Origin of the sequence: Aeromonas sp. FDAARGOS 1417, from assembly GCF_019046985.1 — a bacterium.
Taxonomy (GTDB): Bacteria; Pseudomonadota; Gammaproteobacteria; order Enterobacterales; family Aeromonadaceae; genus Aeromonas; species Aeromonas veronii.
Map to the genome: position 1 here is coordinate 3,915,733 of NZ_CP077221.1, position 12,102 is coordinate 3,927,834.

Genomic DNA, 12,102 nt, shown 5'->3' on the forward strand with positions numbered 1-12,102 from the left:
GTAACGGGCGGCCATGCCGCCCGGATGTGGTTGGGTGGATTAGAGGCCCATGGCCTTGCGGTGTTCCGCCATGCGGTCGACGCCATCCGGCCCGATCTCGATCATGTTGACGGTGTCGATTTCGTGGATGACGGCGCCGTTGATGGTCTCTTTGTAGTAGGTGCAGGTCATGCTGACCTTGGCCTGGGTGTTGTCGCCCGCCTTGAAGGTGCCACGGTCGATCTCTTTGACCCGGCCACGGGTGAGGATTTCGACGGCGGTGACTTCGCCAGTGTCATCACGCTGGACGGAGCCGGAGAAGCGGATCATGGTGCCGTCTACTTTCGGTTCGCCGACGTAGCCGAGCACTTCGTCGCCATAGCCGCCCAGGGTGAAATCAATATCGAGGGCGCTGTCATCGAGCCCCATGTCGATGTTTGCAACGCCCGGCATGCCGCCGCCGCGATAGGCTTCAAACTTGCGGCTGAGTTTCGGCGGGGTGAACTCTTCGGCAACGCCGATCCAGTTTTCACCCTGACCGAACATGTTGAAGCGCTTGAGTTTGCGAGGTAGTGCCATGGTTGATGCTCCTTATGCTGCGGCCACGCGGGCGGCGAAGTCGACCAGATAGCGGTCGGTGATGCGCTGCTGGAACATGAGGTTTTCAAGCGGCGGCACGGGGGTGTAGTCGTAATCGATGTAGAGCTTGCCCGCCTTGAGGGTGTCTTTGTCGTTGACCTCTTCGTTGTACCAGCAGTCGAAACCGATGAGGTAACCGAGGCTGACCAGCTCGCGGCCCTTGGCCTTGATGCCTTCGATGATGTCTTTGACCAGGGTGGGGGTCATCGGCTTGTCTACCGCCCACATGTGGGCCTCGGCGATGGTGTCGGCGAGGATCTGGGCGGTGCGGGTGTAGTTTTCGAACTGGAACAGGGGATCTTCCGAGCAGGTGCGGGAGCCCCAGAAGAGGAACCCATTGGACTGGATCAGGCAGGTGATGTCTTTTTCGTTGAGCAGGCCCGCGTCGGTGTCGGGGTCTTGCAGGCTCCAGAACACTTGCTTGGTCAGCCCTTGCACACCAGTGACGGCGATGTTGGATAGGGTTTTATGCCAGCCAACCTCTTTGTCAATCTTGGCGCGCATGGCCATAGCTTTGGCGGTGGCCCAGACCTGCGCCTCTGCGTTGGCAGCGGTATCCCACTTTTTAAAGTCGCCGTGGATCAGCATGACTTCGCGCTGGCCGAAGTTCTGGCGGTAGGCCAGCGCCTCGGTCGGGGTGTTGCAGCCGTGGGTTGAAACGTAGGTGAAGGCGCGCAGCTTGACCGCCACGGCGGCCAGTTCAGTGGCAACCGGCAGGGTATCGAGCCCCGGCGCGCCGATGATGCGCGGGGTGATGCCGGTGGCAGAGCTGGCCCGTTGCAGAGCCTTGAGGCCGGTATAGCTGCCATCCGGCTTGGCGGCGCCGATGACGTTTGAGGTGGTCTCTTCGTCGGTGGCGCCTTTGGGAACGCGCACGACGATGGTGATGGTGTTGACGGTGTCGGCGATCGCTTGCAGCGCTTTGGCCAGGGTGCCCTGGGTGCCAGCTTTGCCAACGGCTTTTTGCACGTCGGTAATGATGACCGGGGTGTTGAGCGGGAAGGTGGTGGCGTCGGCATCTTCCGCATGGCCAAGCAGGCCGATCACGGCGGTGGCAATGGTGCGGATGGTGCGGGTGCCTTCGTTGACTTCGACGACGCGCACGCCGTGGTGGTAACTGTCGAGTGCCATGGTGGCGGTTCTCCTGTGTCCGGACGGAGGTGATCAATATGAGCACGGTCAGGATGCAGGGGCGACGCAGGTTGGGCGAGTTGGTGCGGGTGTGTGGGGCCGCTACACACCCGCAGACGGTGGCGGACAGAAAGAAAACACCCCGCACAGGGCGGGGTGGTTGGTTATGGTTGTTGCAGCCATGAAGGTGGTGTCGGGATGTCGATGTAAGGCCAGCCAGTGGCTGATGGTAGGTCTCTGAGCTGCTGACGATATGCTTGTAAGTCACTGTACTGGCCAGCTGATAATGTTGTCGCCATAGCAGATTCAATTTCGTCTCGATGGCGTTCAACTAGCCATGAGGTAGAACCGAGTACGACATCACGCTGGTTTCGTAATGATTCAGCAGTTTGCGTAAATATGTGCTCTTGTGTAATTTTCTGCTGCCAGTCAACATTCATAACACTAAGCCCTCCTGATAAATATCATACGGTGGCAAGATTACCTCACCATTTTTCACGTCCATCGGCATTTCATAAGCAGTCGGGAATTTTGTTTCATGTGGTGCCATATACCCATGAGGCAATCTAAGTGTTAAATGAATTTCTCCATTAAGGCGTTGAACGTCCCCTAATATCCAATTGGTTGCTATAGCAGCACATGGGAGTAGTTCTCCCTCTTGCAATGGTTCGAAGTTAAATTCGATTCCATTAAGAGTGAGACAATCCCCCTTCACTGATGCATTCAACCTTTCGTCAGTTTGGATAGGAGATAGTTTAATTTTCATATGCAACCCTTAGTTCCAGCGCCCAAACGCGACCATGCCAAAACTTAGCGTTATGTTTGATACTGGGGCAGATGTAAATGAAACGAAATTCCACGTGGAAGAATGCTGAGCTTGACCAGCATTTCCGCACCACCGTGGCATAGTGCTTTCTCCTGTTTCCCAAATAGGGAAACATAACGATACCGGAGTTGAAGAAAAAACCACTGGCATAGAGATCGATGAAATAAACTTAATATATGAACCGTTATCGCTCATGGATGAGTACGATGTATCAGTGTACGTTCGCCAGCAGATCATGGTCCCATCGGCAAATTTGATGTACTCACCGTTGGCATTACTGCCCCGCTCAATGATCGCCCCGGTCGGGATGCCGGCAACTTGTGACACCGCCCCCAGAATATTTTTACGCTTGTAGTGCTGATTCAGCTTTTTCGGCGTGACCGCTACGTCATCCGCAGCAGCGTCATCCACTTCTGCCTGAGTGGCGAAGCGGGAGAAGCCTTTGGCGAGTTCGCTGGCATCTGGGTGATCGCGGCTTAGCTTGTGGGCTGCCATCACATCATCAACATATTTGCGGGTTGCCAGCACCACGGCGGGATCAATCTTGAGTTCGACCGAGTTGGTATCGCTGACGATCAGCACCATACGGATGATTTGGGTGCGGCCAGCACCGCTGGCAAGCAGTGGTTTGTAGGTGTCAGGCACATTGGCGATGGCGATCAGGGTGTTGCTGTCATCGTACAGGCCGACGCAGCGTATCCACCATCCGCCGACGTCTTCCGGGATGATCTGCTCTGCAACCAGTTGGGATGCGGCGAGCGGGTCTGGGAACAGGGTGTTGATGGCGGCGCGGCGTTTTTCGCCCGGGATGGCTGCCATTGCCGGATCGGGTGTTACTGGTTGGCCGTTGCCATCGCCCACCGCCATCTGGGTGAGCTTGAGCGGAACCCCCAGCGCGATGGCGTTGGAGAGTTTGGCCGCTCCGGCATTGGTCAGGATGGCTCCAAAGTTGCTCATGCTGTCCTCGTGTTGTTGGTAAGTGGGTTGATGGTGATGGTGTCGATGGTGTGGGTGATGCCGCCGTGCCAGCTATGACCAGAGACCACGATGGGCCCTGGCTGGTATGGGTAAACGGTCAGTTCCTCCCCCAGATAGCAGGCGGCGCCCAGATAGGCTTTGCCTCTGGTTTCCAGACTGATGGCGAGGCCCTTAAGGTGGCGGGTCAGCGGTTTGGCGTCGTCAATGAGCCGCTCCAGCTCGGCGAACATCTCGGCGGTGATGCCTGTGTCGAGCACGCCGACATCTAGCTTGAAGGTGCCCGGCTCGGCGTTCGGGGTTTCTTGGTACCAGTGCAGCACCCGGATCAGGTAGCCTAGGGGTTCGACGGCGCGGCGGATGGCGCCGACGGTGCCCTTGTGGCGGTGAACGAACGGGGCGTTGGCAATGACCTTGCGCTTGGTTGCTTCCGGCCAGTTTTCATCCCAGCGATCGACCGACCGCTCTGCGGCCAGACTGGGCAGGCGCCAGACCGGGCAGGTGTGCGGGTTCCAGAGGGTGCGCAGCACATCGACAGGCAGATCGCAGGCTTTGGCGTTGACGGTGGCCAGCTTGCGCTCGCTCGGCGTGGCAGAGGGTGGCAGCAGGTCGGTCATGGTGCGACCTCGACGGTGTAGCCGGTGCAGTAAGCTGCCTGGGTGTCGGTCGGGATGATGTCGGCCCAGCCGACCAGCTCAACCCAGACGACGCCCGGCACATGCAGCACGGCATCAATGCCCGAGCGCGCGATGCGCACGCCGATCCGTTTGCGCGGGTTGACCCATGCGGCCAAGGCGTCGCGGGCGGCAGTCAGCGCCAGTTCTGCCTCGGCGCCGGTGAGATCCATGTGCAGTTTGGCGGTGATGGTGTAATGCAGGATCCCCGCACTCTGCACGGTGATGCGGTCGGCAACCGGCAGGCGGTCTTCGTCGCTGCATTCGGCGGTGGCTTTGGTGATCAGTTCTTGGCTGGCGGTGCCGTCGCCCTCGCTGCTGATGATGGTGACCACGGCGACGGCCGGACTGGGGCTGATAGCTTTGGCGTCGATGATGCGACCATCTGCCGAGCGGGCCCAAAATTCGTAGGCGCCGCGCGGGCCAGCTGTGCTCATGGCATCCCACGCCATCAGAGAACGTTCGCGCAGGGCTTCGTCACTTTCCATGATGGTGGGGATCGGCGGGGTGGCGGTGTCGTCACCCTGCTGCACGACCAGCCGTTCGACATCCCAGTTTGATACCAGCCCGTCGAGATCGCTGCCCTTTGACCATGCCACCATATTGGCCACGGCGGCACTGTTGATGCGACCGCGCAGGATCAGCTCACGATAGGCGTTCTCTTGCAGGTGCTTGTTCATCGGCTCCGATTCGAGCTCCAGCGTGGCGGCAACGGCGGCTTGCTGCTCTGGCGGGTAGAGGGCGATCAGGGCCGCTTTGCGCTCGGCAAGGATGGCCTCGAAGTCGAGCAGTTCAAGGGCATCCGGGGCAGGTAGTTTTGACAGGTCGATGATGTTCATGAGGTTGCTCCGGTCGGTAGCTGGACGGTGCCGGATTCGAGCAGGCCGTTGTCGGCGCGGCGCCATGTGAGGGTGACGGCGCAGCCGCCGCCCAGTTCAGGCGCGCCGATCTCGACTTTGGTGATGCGGATGCGCGGCTCCCAGAGGGTGAGCGCGTGAACGGTAGCGGCCATCAGGCGCAGGCGGGTTGCGCCGTGCTGGGGCTGGTCGATGAGGCTGAAAACCTCGCTGCCGTAGTCGCGGCGCATGACGCGGGTGCCGATGGGGGTGGTGAGAATATCCCGCACCGATTGCAGGATGTGGGCGGTCTCGCTGATGGCGCGGCCATTGGCTGCATTCATGCCCTGCCAGTTCATACGGGGCCCCCGCTGGTACCGCCGCCCGGCATGGTGTCTTTGTGTTTGTGGGTGGCGACCTCGATGTTGCCCACTTTGGCTGTTTCGCTGACGACGCGCTTGGCCTTGAGCAGTTCTGAGCACTCAACCAGCGGGGTGATCAGCTTGACCGCCACGCTGGCGGTGATGGTGGCGGTTTTGATGCCCTCTGCGGTCAGTTCACCTGTGGTCGGGTTGTATTTGATGACCGCACCATCTGGATATTCGACGCCATCGAGATCGCCGTTGTCATCGTCGGCCAGCGGCTCTGGGTGTTCGTTCCGGTAGATGCCCGCCAAGACAAAGGCATTGCGCAGGTCACCGCCAAGGCTTAACAGGATCACCTGCTCGCCGACGCTGGGGCGCATGCGGCGACGTGTTTTACCTGCGCGCAGCACCAGATAGGGCCGCCAGTTGGTGTGGTTGCCCTTGGTTTTGACGCGGCATTCACCGGATCGCACCTCTGTCACGGTGCCGATGCGGATCAGGTCGTCGATTTTGCTGAGTAGCTCGATGATGTTCATGAGGGGGAGTGTGTAGCGGCGTCGTTTGCGCTGACCAGCGGCGGCGGGTGTGTGGCGGCGCTACACACCCGCCACGGCTATTACTTCAATTGTTCAGTGATTTGTTTCAACATCAGGTCTTCTATCTTGTCGATGTCTTGGTCGGTGATGCCCAGCAATTCCCGCTCAGGGTACTGCACTGGTTTGGCATGAGGGTTCGGCTTGTCCTTTTCTCCGAAGTGGTGAACATAGGCGACCTGATCAGCTACGCCAGCAAAGTAGATACTTGCCTCTTGCTTGGTCATTTTCGCTTTCAGCCATTTAGCCCTGATGAGTTGCTTGAACATCTTCTGATGGCTACGAGGCGCCGTGATTTTCCGCTTGTCCAGGCTGATTGTGCGAATAATTCGCCGCTTGAGAAATGACCGAATTGCGCCACGATAGCGGTCAAACCCCGTATATTTATCCCCTTCATTGCGGTAGTTCTTCAGATTGCGGATGGCGCGGAACCCATCGGCTCGTTCATACAAGAACGAGATGTGGGCATTACCGAGTTGCGGCTCTTTCCGCTCCCTCATTTTTTTGCCGGATGGGGTGACGTTTCTCTGTATCCGGTCTTTGTTCAAATCCCGAAGCAGGTCATTAGCCGCCCTCAAGGTGCGTTGCATCGCACCAAGATTGCCAGCAGCTTCAAATTTGTCTGCCAACTTCCTCAGCTGTTCGATGCCATCGAGCTCTCTACTCATTTTTCATTTGTCCTTCAGCTAACCAGAACCACAACCCCATGTGATTCTTTATTCCTGAGTCGGTAGTGGTGGCCAGTGCTGGTATTCCCCGTTTATGAACAGATCCCAAGTGATTCCGTCATAGGGGTCTTCAGGTGGTTCAGGCACATGTTTCCAGCTGATGCCCTGTTCTGTCTTGGTGACGATGACCCGCTCGGTGAGCTTGATGGTGATCAGCAGGTCGTAGAGGTCATTGGCCAGCACTTCGGCATCGACTTGAATGGCGTCGTTACGTTTTTCCGAGTTGGTGAACAGTTCAGGCTGGTGCTGGCGCAGCCATGCCAGCAGGGGGATCAGCAACATATCGGGATGACCTGCAAAATCGAGCACGCCGATTTCGAGTGTGTACCGCCACTCGAACGAGAGCGAGTGCGCGCCTGTCGCCACTATCTGGCCTTTGCCTATGGTGAGGATAAGCCCCTCAGGGTTCTGGCCCAGTTGCGGTACCGACTGTTGCAGCAACTCACGGATCTGTTTTGGCTTTTCCATCCTCATTCCCTTTTTGTTGCAGTCGGTGCTGACAGCTGATGACGCTGTCGACCTTGGCCGCGCAGGTTGCCCAGGCGGCCTCTGTTTCGGTCAGCAGGTCGAGCAGATCGCCGTTATTGATGGGATCCGCCGGCGGCAGCTGGCAGGGGGCCGGAGCGGGACAGGTGAGCCTGATAATCTGCGGCGCCGGTGATGGCGGGGCGCTGGAGCAGGCCGACAGCAGCAGCAGGCAGAGGGCGATCAGCCCAAGACTTAAGTTCAGCATTTTCACGTTTGAGCCTCGCGATGATTTGTTCACGGGTGGCGGCGGTGGTGGCCAGCTGGTCGAGCTGGCCCTGCAACTGCTGGGCGGCGGTGGCCTGCGCCGTCAGCTCGATGGTGAGGGTGTTGATGGTGCCGTCTTTGGCGCTCTCCCGCAGTGCGGCCTCTTTGGCCTTGTCGTCGGCGGCCTTGAGGTCGCTTTGCAGGGTGGTGACCTGCCCCTCAGCCTTGGCGGCAGAGCGGGCCGACCAGCCCCAGCCGCCCAGGGTGACGACCAAGGCCAGCAGCAGCCAGGTGAGGGGGGATCGCAGGAGGTTAAGCAACATCAGCCACCTCCTGCACCGGATAGACCTTGGCAAAGTGGTCGTATGCCTCGGCCAGCTTGGTGTCGTAGCGATTTTCTTTGTAGGCGGGGCCGTTGTAGCGGCGGGCCACCTCGCTCCACTTGCCCGCCTTGAGCGCCTTGTGCAACTGCGGGTCCAGCTCGATAAAGCCGACCACGGCGCGCAAGTGTTCGCGCTCGCTTTGCTGCATGGCCGTCAGCCAGTCATTTGCCGAGGCATAGCCCAGCGCCTGCCAGTGGTAGCCCATCACTTGGAACATGCCCCAGCTGGCCGACTCGATGGCGGCGGCGCGGTGCAGGGTCATGGCGGTTTGCAGGCGGGCCCATTCAGCCGGGCCGCCCTGATAGCCGCCGCGCTTGGGGTTGCAGAGGGCCGGATAGAGGCCCGCGAGGCGGTTGGCCTCGGCTTCGCCTTGCTGCTTGGCGATCTGCTTGAAGAACACATGACGCTCGAACAGCAGGCGCGGGCGCTGGCAGTCGTCGAACCCTTCGCCAGCGGCCTCGACCTGGGCGAAGGCGGCGAGCTTGGCCAGTTCGACGCAGAGGCGATCGGCGGCTTGCTGCAGATCGGTGATGGTGAGCTGGTTGCCGATGGCGGCCCCGCGCAGGGCCGCCATGGTGCGCGGCCCTGCCTGCCCTATGGCAACGATGAGGTGATCGCGCTGGAAGGCGAGCACGGCTTGCTCGGTGGCGTCACCGAACCAGCCATCGGCGGCCACTTGGTAGCCTGCCCGGGTGAGCAGTTGTTGCAGTTCGGCCACCTGTGCGCCAATGGCGCCTTTTTTGAGGGTCATGGTTGAAACCTCCGGTAGATGTCAGCGGCATGGCTGGGGCGCGGGTGGCGGCGCGGCAGCAGGCGCATGACCGAGCCGCGCGAGCCGAGCAGGGCGGTGAGCACCACGGCGGCCAGCAGCACGGCGGCTGGATCCGGTGTTGGCATGACGCCGAGCAGGGCGCGCAGCGGCACGGAGCCCGCCGCCACTGTGATGACCCATGCCAGCAGGGCAGGGAGGGGGCGATAGTCGCCCCCGTTGCGGTTGAAGGTCACCAGCCGGATGGCGATGGCGGCACAGATCAGGGCGTAGAGGATGGTCAGCATGTCAGCCCCCTTTGCGAAGTTTGAGCAGGTCATCCGGCGCTTTGCGCAAGACCCACTGCAACAGGTGGACGGCCAGCGCCGAGGCAAGCAGGGCGCCGACGGCCTTGGGCACTTCGACGCTTTGCGGCAGGACGCTGGCCAGCATGGCGGCAACCAGCGGGGCCGCCAGCGCACCGGCGACAAAGGCGGCGATAAACAGCCCCGCTTTGCGCAGGTTGCCGAGTTCGGCGGTGGTGGCGATAAAGACCAGCGCCCCGGCGAATGCGCCAAGGAGCACGCCGGGATCTACGCCGGGGAAGAGTGACAGCAGGGCCAGACCCGTGAGGGCGCTGGTTGCTGCACTGGATGAGATGGGTTCGGGCATCGTGCTCTCCTGTTGCTGTTGTTATTGTCTGCCGCCGAATTGGCGGTCGTGTTGAAATTCGTGGATGGTCTGGCAGTCGGTGCAGCGTTCGCAGCCCCGGATCGCCTCTCTGCGCTCCTGCGGGATCGGGTCGTCGCAGTCAATGCAGTAGTGGGGGCCGGTACCGCTGATGCGGGCGGCGTGGATGCGGGCCGCGATCTGCTGCTCGCTGATGTCTGCCAGTCGTTCAAGTTCGTCGTCGAGGCGGCTCATGGTCAGTCCCATAGCTGGATCAGGGGCGCTTCGGCCTGGGTCGGGGTATCCGGCAGGGTGATGAGGGTGCCCATCGGCAGGATGGGCCCCTTGTCTGCCAGCCCCGGATTGAGGGTCAGCACCTGTTCTGTGATGCCCGCGGTGTAGCCGTAGTGCCGGTTGATGATGAGGTCGAGGGTTTCCCCCTGTTGGGCGCGCAGTTGCATCAGATCAGCTCAACCGTGGTGTGGGTTTCGCCAAGGATGTCGCGGATGGCGAAACGGGCGTCGCGGTAGAGGTCGTTTGCGGTCTGGTCGCGGGCGTCGGTGTCTTTGACGGCGTCGGCGGTGGCCGAGCTGTCGAGGTAACGCTCGTAGAGGTTGGCGCGGGCCATGCTGTAGACGGCGCGGCGATACCAGTGAACCAGCACGGATTCGGCGTTGACGGTCTGGGATGGCACGTCGGCCAGTTGCTCGTAGCCTTCGCCCTGGCGGTTGATGGCCCAGCCGCTCAGATCGCTGTTGACGGCGGCGACGGCGTCAATCACGGCATGGCGCAGCCGTTCGGTGGTGATGGTGCCGTCGGTGCGCATGATGTCGCGCAGGTCTTTGAGGTTGATGACCGGCCAGAATGGGGCGCTGGCGATTTCGCCTTCGTCTTTGTTGGCCGGATTGGTGGGGATGAATCCTGATGTCATGGATGCTCCTTCCCCCGTTTGTTGGGCGGTGGTCGGGCCGTCTGGTATGCCGCTGGCATTCGTCAGGCCCGAGCCGCCCAGGGTGCGGGGTACGCTCGGTTAGCTGGTCTCGCCGTCGGCGTGGCCTTGCTGTTCGGTGGTGCTGTTTTCGGCTGCCTTCTGCTCGGCGTCTTTGGCGGCTTGTTCGGCTTCTTTTTCTTTCTTGATTTCGCGCTCCAGCACTTCCAGCTCTTTCTTGATGCCCACTTTGTCGTGCAGTTCGAGGGCGCGGCGGTAGTGCTCGGCTGCCGGCTCTTTGAACCCTTCGGCCAGTGCGGCACGGCCCACGGCCTTGTGCAGCTTGGCGTGGACTTGGTCGAACATGTCCGAGCCTTTCAGCAGCTCGATGTAGGCAGAGAGCAGGCCATAGCTCGGGCCGGTGCCCGCCTCTTGCAGCTTGATGGAGGTGTCGGCCACTTCTTCGGCAATGAGGGTTGGGGCGGTGCGGTCGTATTGATCCGGGGTATTGAGGCCATGGCGGATCACGTAGTCGGCCATGTTGAAGGCGCCTTCCAGATCGCCGGTGTCGAGGTGCCAGAGCATGACGGTAACAAGCACGTCATCCTGACCGCCGCGATCGGCAGCCAGCAGGCCGTCAATCCACGGTTTGTAGGTGGCCAGCATGGTGCGCTTGGCGTCGATCTTGCGCTCGATGCTCTGGATGCCCTTGAGGGTGCGGCGGTGTTCTGCCAGCTGCATCAGTTGGAGTTCGTAGGCGTTGGCGGTGACCTGATCGAACTGAGGATTGGCTGCCCCTTGCAGGGCGGCCAGCATACGTTCGCGGTGAGCGCGGGCGGGTGATGTCATGTCGTTCCCCTTACGCGGCCGGTTTCGGTGCGATGACGATGTTTTCAACCAGCGCCGCGCAGTCGTAATCCTCAACCACGTAGGCATCGTTGGAGCTTTCGTAGTTGACGATGCGGTTGCGCTTCGGCTCTTCTTCGATGTGGCGGCGGCGGGCGCCTTCCTGCCAGTAGATGGAGAGGTTTTCCAGCTTGGTGACCAGCAGGGCATCTTCCGGGAAGAAGGGGACGCGCACGGCCTTGAGACCGCCGATCTGCTTCTGGCTGACCAGCACTTGGGCGGCCAGTTTGTTCTGGTTGTCGCCCGCGTCGTTGATGATGGGGAAATACTTGTCAGACAGCAGTTTGCGACCACAGATGACCACCAGATCGGTGTCGTCCTGATACCACGGCTTGATCATTTCGCTGACGACGTCGAACACCACGGCATCGATGTTCTTGTAGTCGCCATTGGTCGGGTCGATGTAGATCTTGCCGCTGCCCTGCTTGACCTCTTTCATGACCTGGGCCGGTGCATCCTTGCGGATATGCTCCAGCCAGCCGATGTTGACATCTTGCAGCAGCGGGTTGGCGTTGCGGTCGGTGTCTTTGGCTGCACTGGTGCCGTGCCAGCCGATCATGATGCGGTCAAGACCCTGACGGGTGATGATGGCGTCGCGGATGCGGGTCTGGAAGTCGGGGAACTTGGCCCATGCATCCAGTTTGGCATAGCCGATCATGGTGTCGTAGTTGGTCTGGGCGCACTCATAACTGTGGTCATAGATGGCGCTCGGATCGTTGGGCTGGCGGTCTTTGGTGGTGGTGTCGGTGCGACCGGCGATGGTGCTGCTGATACCCACGCCCACCTTTTCACCTTTCATGTCGTTTACCGGGATGACGTTAATCATCTGCAGGAATTCGACCGACTCCTGCATTTTGGTTTCCAGCGTCTGCTGGACGCTCGGCTGCACGTTGAATTGCACCATGGCGCTGGTGATGGCGTTGAGCTTGGCCAGCTGACCTGTGTATTCGTTGAACTTCACGCGGGTTTCGTTACGCATTGATGATGCTC

Annotated in this window: 21 protein-coding genes; all 21 read right to left on the reverse strand. The window is 60.6% G+C overall.

The genetic code is table 11. The features are described 5' to 3' along the window. Positions 1 to 39 precede the first annotated feature (39 nt). Positions 40 to 558 carry a phage major tail tube protein gene (locus tag I6L47_RS18130; protein ID WP_164536521.1) on the reverse strand — a complete coding sequence of 173 codons (519 nt, stop codon included), beginning with the start codon at positions 556 to 558 and terminating at the stop codon, positions 40 to 42. Between the two features lie 12 nt (positions 559 to 570). Then, positions 571 to 1,749 (reverse strand): phage tail sheath protein, encoded by a 1,179-nt coding sequence (locus I6L47_RS18135; protein WP_216948026.1) that lies wholly within the window; start codon positions 1,747 to 1,749, stop codon positions 571 to 573. A 164-nt stretch (positions 1,750 to 1,913) separates the two neighbouring features. Next, a complete protein-coding gene (locus tag I6L47_RS18140) occupies positions 1,914 to 2,189 on the reverse strand; it encodes a phage tail assembly chaperone (RefSeq protein ID WP_216948027.1) in 276 nt (91 codons plus the stop codon). Beyond that, on the reverse strand, positions 2,186 to 2,515 hold the full coding sequence (locus I6L47_RS18145) for a hypothetical protein (protein ID WP_216948028.1): 330 nt from the start codon (positions 2,513 to 2,515) through the stop codon (positions 2,186 to 2,188). The genes I6L47_RS18140 and I6L47_RS18145 overlap by 4 nt, the downstream gene beginning before the upstream one ends. Positions 2,516 to 2,524: 9 nt before the next feature. Beyond that, positions 2,525 to 3,532, reverse strand: coding sequence for a phage tail protein (locus I6L47_RS18150; protein ID WP_216948029.1), 1,008 nt, complete (start codon positions 3,530 to 3,532; stop codon positions 2,525 to 2,527). Further along, a complete protein-coding gene (locus I6L47_RS18155) occupies positions 3,529 to 4,167 on the reverse strand; it encodes a phage tail protein I (protein ID WP_216948030.1) in 639 nt (212 codons plus the stop codon). The genes I6L47_RS18150 and I6L47_RS18155 overlap by 4 nt, the downstream gene beginning before the upstream one ends. Further along, positions 4,164 to 5,063 (reverse strand): baseplate J/gp47 family protein, encoded by a 900-nt coding sequence (locus tag I6L47_RS18160; protein ID WP_216948031.1) that lies wholly within the window; start codon positions 5,061 to 5,063, stop codon positions 4,164 to 4,166. Before I6L47_RS18160 ends, I6L47_RS18155 begins: the two co-directional genes overlap by 4 nt. Next, positions 5,060 to 5,419, reverse strand: a complete 360-nt coding sequence (locus tag I6L47_RS18165; RefSeq protein WP_159142666.1) for a GPW/gp25 family protein — start codon at positions 5,417 to 5,419, stop codon at positions 5,060 to 5,062. Before I6L47_RS18165 ends, I6L47_RS18160 begins: the two co-directional genes overlap by 4 nt. Next, positions 5,416 to 5,961 carry a phage baseplate assembly protein V gene (locus I6L47_RS18170; RefSeq protein WP_216948032.1) on the reverse strand — a complete coding sequence of 182 codons (546 nt, stop codon included), beginning with the start codon at positions 5,959 to 5,961 and terminating at the stop codon, positions 5,416 to 5,418. The genes I6L47_RS18165 and I6L47_RS18170 overlap by 4 nt, the downstream gene beginning before the upstream one ends. Before the next feature lie 80 nt (positions 5,962 to 6,041). After that, positions 6,042 to 6,686 carry a phage virion morphogenesis protein gene (locus tag I6L47_RS18175; protein ID WP_216948033.1) on the reverse strand — a complete coding sequence of 215 codons (645 nt, stop codon included), beginning with the start codon at positions 6,684 to 6,686 and terminating at the stop codon, positions 6,042 to 6,044. Positions 6,687 to 6,734: 48 nt separating this feature from the next. After that, positions 6,735 to 7,214, reverse strand: a complete 480-nt coding sequence (locus I6L47_RS18180) for a phage tail protein (RefSeq protein ID WP_199427931.1) — start codon at positions 7,212 to 7,214, stop codon at positions 6,735 to 6,737. After that, positions 7,189 to 7,443 carry an Rz1-like lysis system protein LysC gene (gene lysC / locus I6L47_RS18185; protein WP_254204872.1) on the reverse strand — a complete coding sequence of 85 codons (255 nt, stop codon included), beginning with the start codon at positions 7,441 to 7,443 and terminating at the stop codon, positions 7,189 to 7,191. The genes I6L47_RS18180 and lysC overlap by 26 nt, the downstream gene beginning before the upstream one ends. After that, positions 7,328 to 7,801 (reverse strand): Rz-like lysis system protein LysB, encoded by a 474-nt coding sequence (gene lysB / locus I6L47_RS22550; RefSeq protein WP_254204769.1) that lies wholly within the window; start codon positions 7,799 to 7,801, stop codon positions 7,328 to 7,330. The genes lysC and lysB overlap by 116 nt, the downstream gene beginning before the upstream one ends. Further along, positions 7,791 to 8,612, reverse strand: coding sequence for an N-acetylmuramidase family protein (locus I6L47_RS18190; protein ID WP_216948035.1), 822 nt, complete (start codon positions 8,610 to 8,612; stop codon positions 7,791 to 7,793). The genes lysB and I6L47_RS18190 overlap by 11 nt, the downstream gene beginning before the upstream one ends. Beyond that, entirely contained in the window at positions 8,609 to 8,917 is a 309-nt protein-coding gene (locus I6L47_RS18195) for a phage holin family protein (protein WP_216948036.1), read from the reverse strand. Before I6L47_RS18195 ends, I6L47_RS18190 begins: the two co-directional genes overlap by 4 nt. A 1-nt stretch (position 8,918) precedes the next feature. Beyond that, a complete protein-coding gene (locus I6L47_RS18200) occupies positions 8,919 to 9,281 on the reverse strand; it encodes a putative holin (RefSeq protein ID WP_073536721.1) in 363 nt (120 codons plus the stop codon). A 21-nt stretch (positions 9,282 to 9,302) separates the two neighbouring features. Beyond that, positions 9,303 to 9,533, reverse strand: coding sequence for a TraR/DksA C4-type zinc finger protein (locus tag I6L47_RS18205; RefSeq protein ID WP_216949385.1), 231 nt, complete (start codon positions 9,531 to 9,533; stop codon positions 9,303 to 9,305). 2 nt (positions 9,534 to 9,535) lie between these two features. Then, a complete protein-coding gene (locus I6L47_RS18210) occupies positions 9,536 to 9,739 on the reverse strand; it encodes a tail protein X (protein ID WP_159144500.1) in 204 nt (67 codons plus the stop codon). Continuing rightward, complete coding sequence (locus I6L47_RS18215; RefSeq protein ID WP_216948037.1) at positions 9,739 to 10,209, reverse strand: head completion/stabilization protein; 471 nt, start codon at positions 10,207 to 10,209, stop codon at positions 9,739 to 9,741. Before I6L47_RS18215 ends, I6L47_RS18210 begins: the two co-directional genes overlap by 1 nt. A 99-nt stretch (positions 10,210 to 10,308) precedes the next feature. Further along, positions 10,309 to 11,055, reverse strand: coding sequence for a phage terminase small subunit (gene gpM, locus I6L47_RS18220; protein ID WP_216948038.1), 747 nt, complete (start codon positions 11,053 to 11,055; stop codon positions 10,309 to 10,311). Between the two features lie 10 nt (positions 11,056 to 11,065). Continuing rightward, complete coding sequence (locus I6L47_RS18225; protein ID WP_216948039.1) at positions 11,066 to 12,091, reverse strand: phage major capsid protein, P2 family; 1,026 nt, start codon at positions 12,089 to 12,091, stop codon at positions 11,066 to 11,068. Between the last annotated feature and the right edge of the window lie 11 nt (positions 12,092 to 12,102).

What these genes read in the sequence shown, in the direction of transcription:
- I6L47_RS18225 (WP_216948039.1), bottom strand. Translation starts at nt 12,091, where the DNA reads ATGCGTAACGAAACCCGCGTGAAGTTCAACGAATACACAGGTCAGCTG.
- lysB (WP_254204769.1), bottom strand. Translation starts at nt 7,801, where the DNA reads ATGTTGCTTAACCTCCTGCGATCCCCCCTCACCTGGCTGCTGCTGGCC.
- I6L47_RS18160 (WP_216948031.1), bottom strand. Translation starts at nt 5,063, where the DNA reads ATGAACATCATCGACCTGTCAAAACTACCTGCCCCGGATGCCCTTGAA.
- I6L47_RS18205 (WP_216949385.1), bottom strand. Translation starts at nt 9,533, where the DNA reads ATGAGCCGCCTCGACGACGAACTTGAACGACTGGCAGACATCAGCGAG.
- I6L47_RS18180 (WP_199427931.1), bottom strand. Translation starts at nt 7,214, where the DNA reads ATGGAAAAGCCAAAACAGATCCGTGAGTTGCTGCAACAGTCGGTACCG.
- I6L47_RS18190 (WP_216948035.1), bottom strand. Translation starts at nt 8,612, where the DNA reads ATGACCCTCAAAAAAGGCGCCATTGGCGCACAGGTGGCCGAACTGCAA.
- I6L47_RS18195 (WP_216948036.1), bottom strand. Translation starts at nt 8,917, where the DNA reads ATGCTGACCATCCTCTACGCCCTGATCTGTGCCGCCATCGCCATCCGG.
- I6L47_RS18170 (WP_216948032.1), bottom strand. Translation starts at nt 5,961, where the DNA reads ATGAACATCATCGAGCTACTCAGCAAAATCGACGACCTGATCCGCATC.
- I6L47_RS18165 (WP_159142666.1), bottom strand. Translation starts at nt 5,419, where the DNA reads ATGAACTGGCAGGGCATGAATGCAGCCAATGGCCGCGCCATCAGCGAG.
- I6L47_RS18210 (WP_159144500.1), bottom strand. Translation starts at nt 9,739, where the DNA reads ATGCAACTGCGCGCCCAACAGGGGGAAACCCTCGACCTCATCATCAAC.
- I6L47_RS18155 (WP_216948030.1), bottom strand. Translation starts at nt 4,167, where the DNA reads ATGACCGACCTGCTGCCACCCTCTGCCACGCCGAGCGAGCGCAAGCTG.
- I6L47_RS18145 (WP_216948028.1), bottom strand. Translation starts at nt 2,515, where the DNA reads ATGAAAATTAAACTATCTCCTATCCAAACTGACGAAAGGTTGAATGCA.
- I6L47_RS18200 (WP_073536721.1), bottom strand. Translation starts at nt 9,281, where the DNA reads ATGCCCGAACCCATCTCATCCAGTGCAGCAACCAGCGCCCTCACGGGT.
- I6L47_RS18215 (WP_216948037.1), bottom strand. Translation starts at nt 10,209, where the DNA reads ATGACATCAGGATTCATCCCCACCAATCCGGCCAACAAAGACGAAGGC.
- I6L47_RS18140 (WP_216948027.1), bottom strand. Translation starts at nt 2,189, where the DNA reads ATGAATGTTGACTGGCAGCAGAAAATTACACAAGAGCACATATTTACG.
- I6L47_RS18130 (WP_164536521.1), bottom strand. Translation starts at nt 558, where the DNA reads ATGGCACTACCTCGCAAACTCAAGCGCTTCAACATGTTCGGTCAGGGT.
- I6L47_RS18135 (WP_216948026.1), bottom strand. Translation starts at nt 1,749, where the DNA reads ATGGCACTCGACAGTTACCACCACGGCGTGCGCGTCGTCGAAGTCAAC.
- gpM (WP_216948038.1), bottom strand. Translation starts at nt 11,055, where the DNA reads ATGACATCACCCGCCCGCGCTCACCGCGAACGTATGCTGGCCGCCCTG.
- I6L47_RS18175 (WP_216948033.1), bottom strand. Translation starts at nt 6,686, where the DNA reads ATGAGTAGAGAGCTCGATGGCATCGAACAGCTGAGGAAGTTGGCAGAC.
- I6L47_RS18150 (WP_216948029.1), bottom strand. Translation starts at nt 3,532, where the DNA reads ATGAGCAACTTTGGAGCCATCCTGACCAATGCCGGAGCGGCCAAACTC.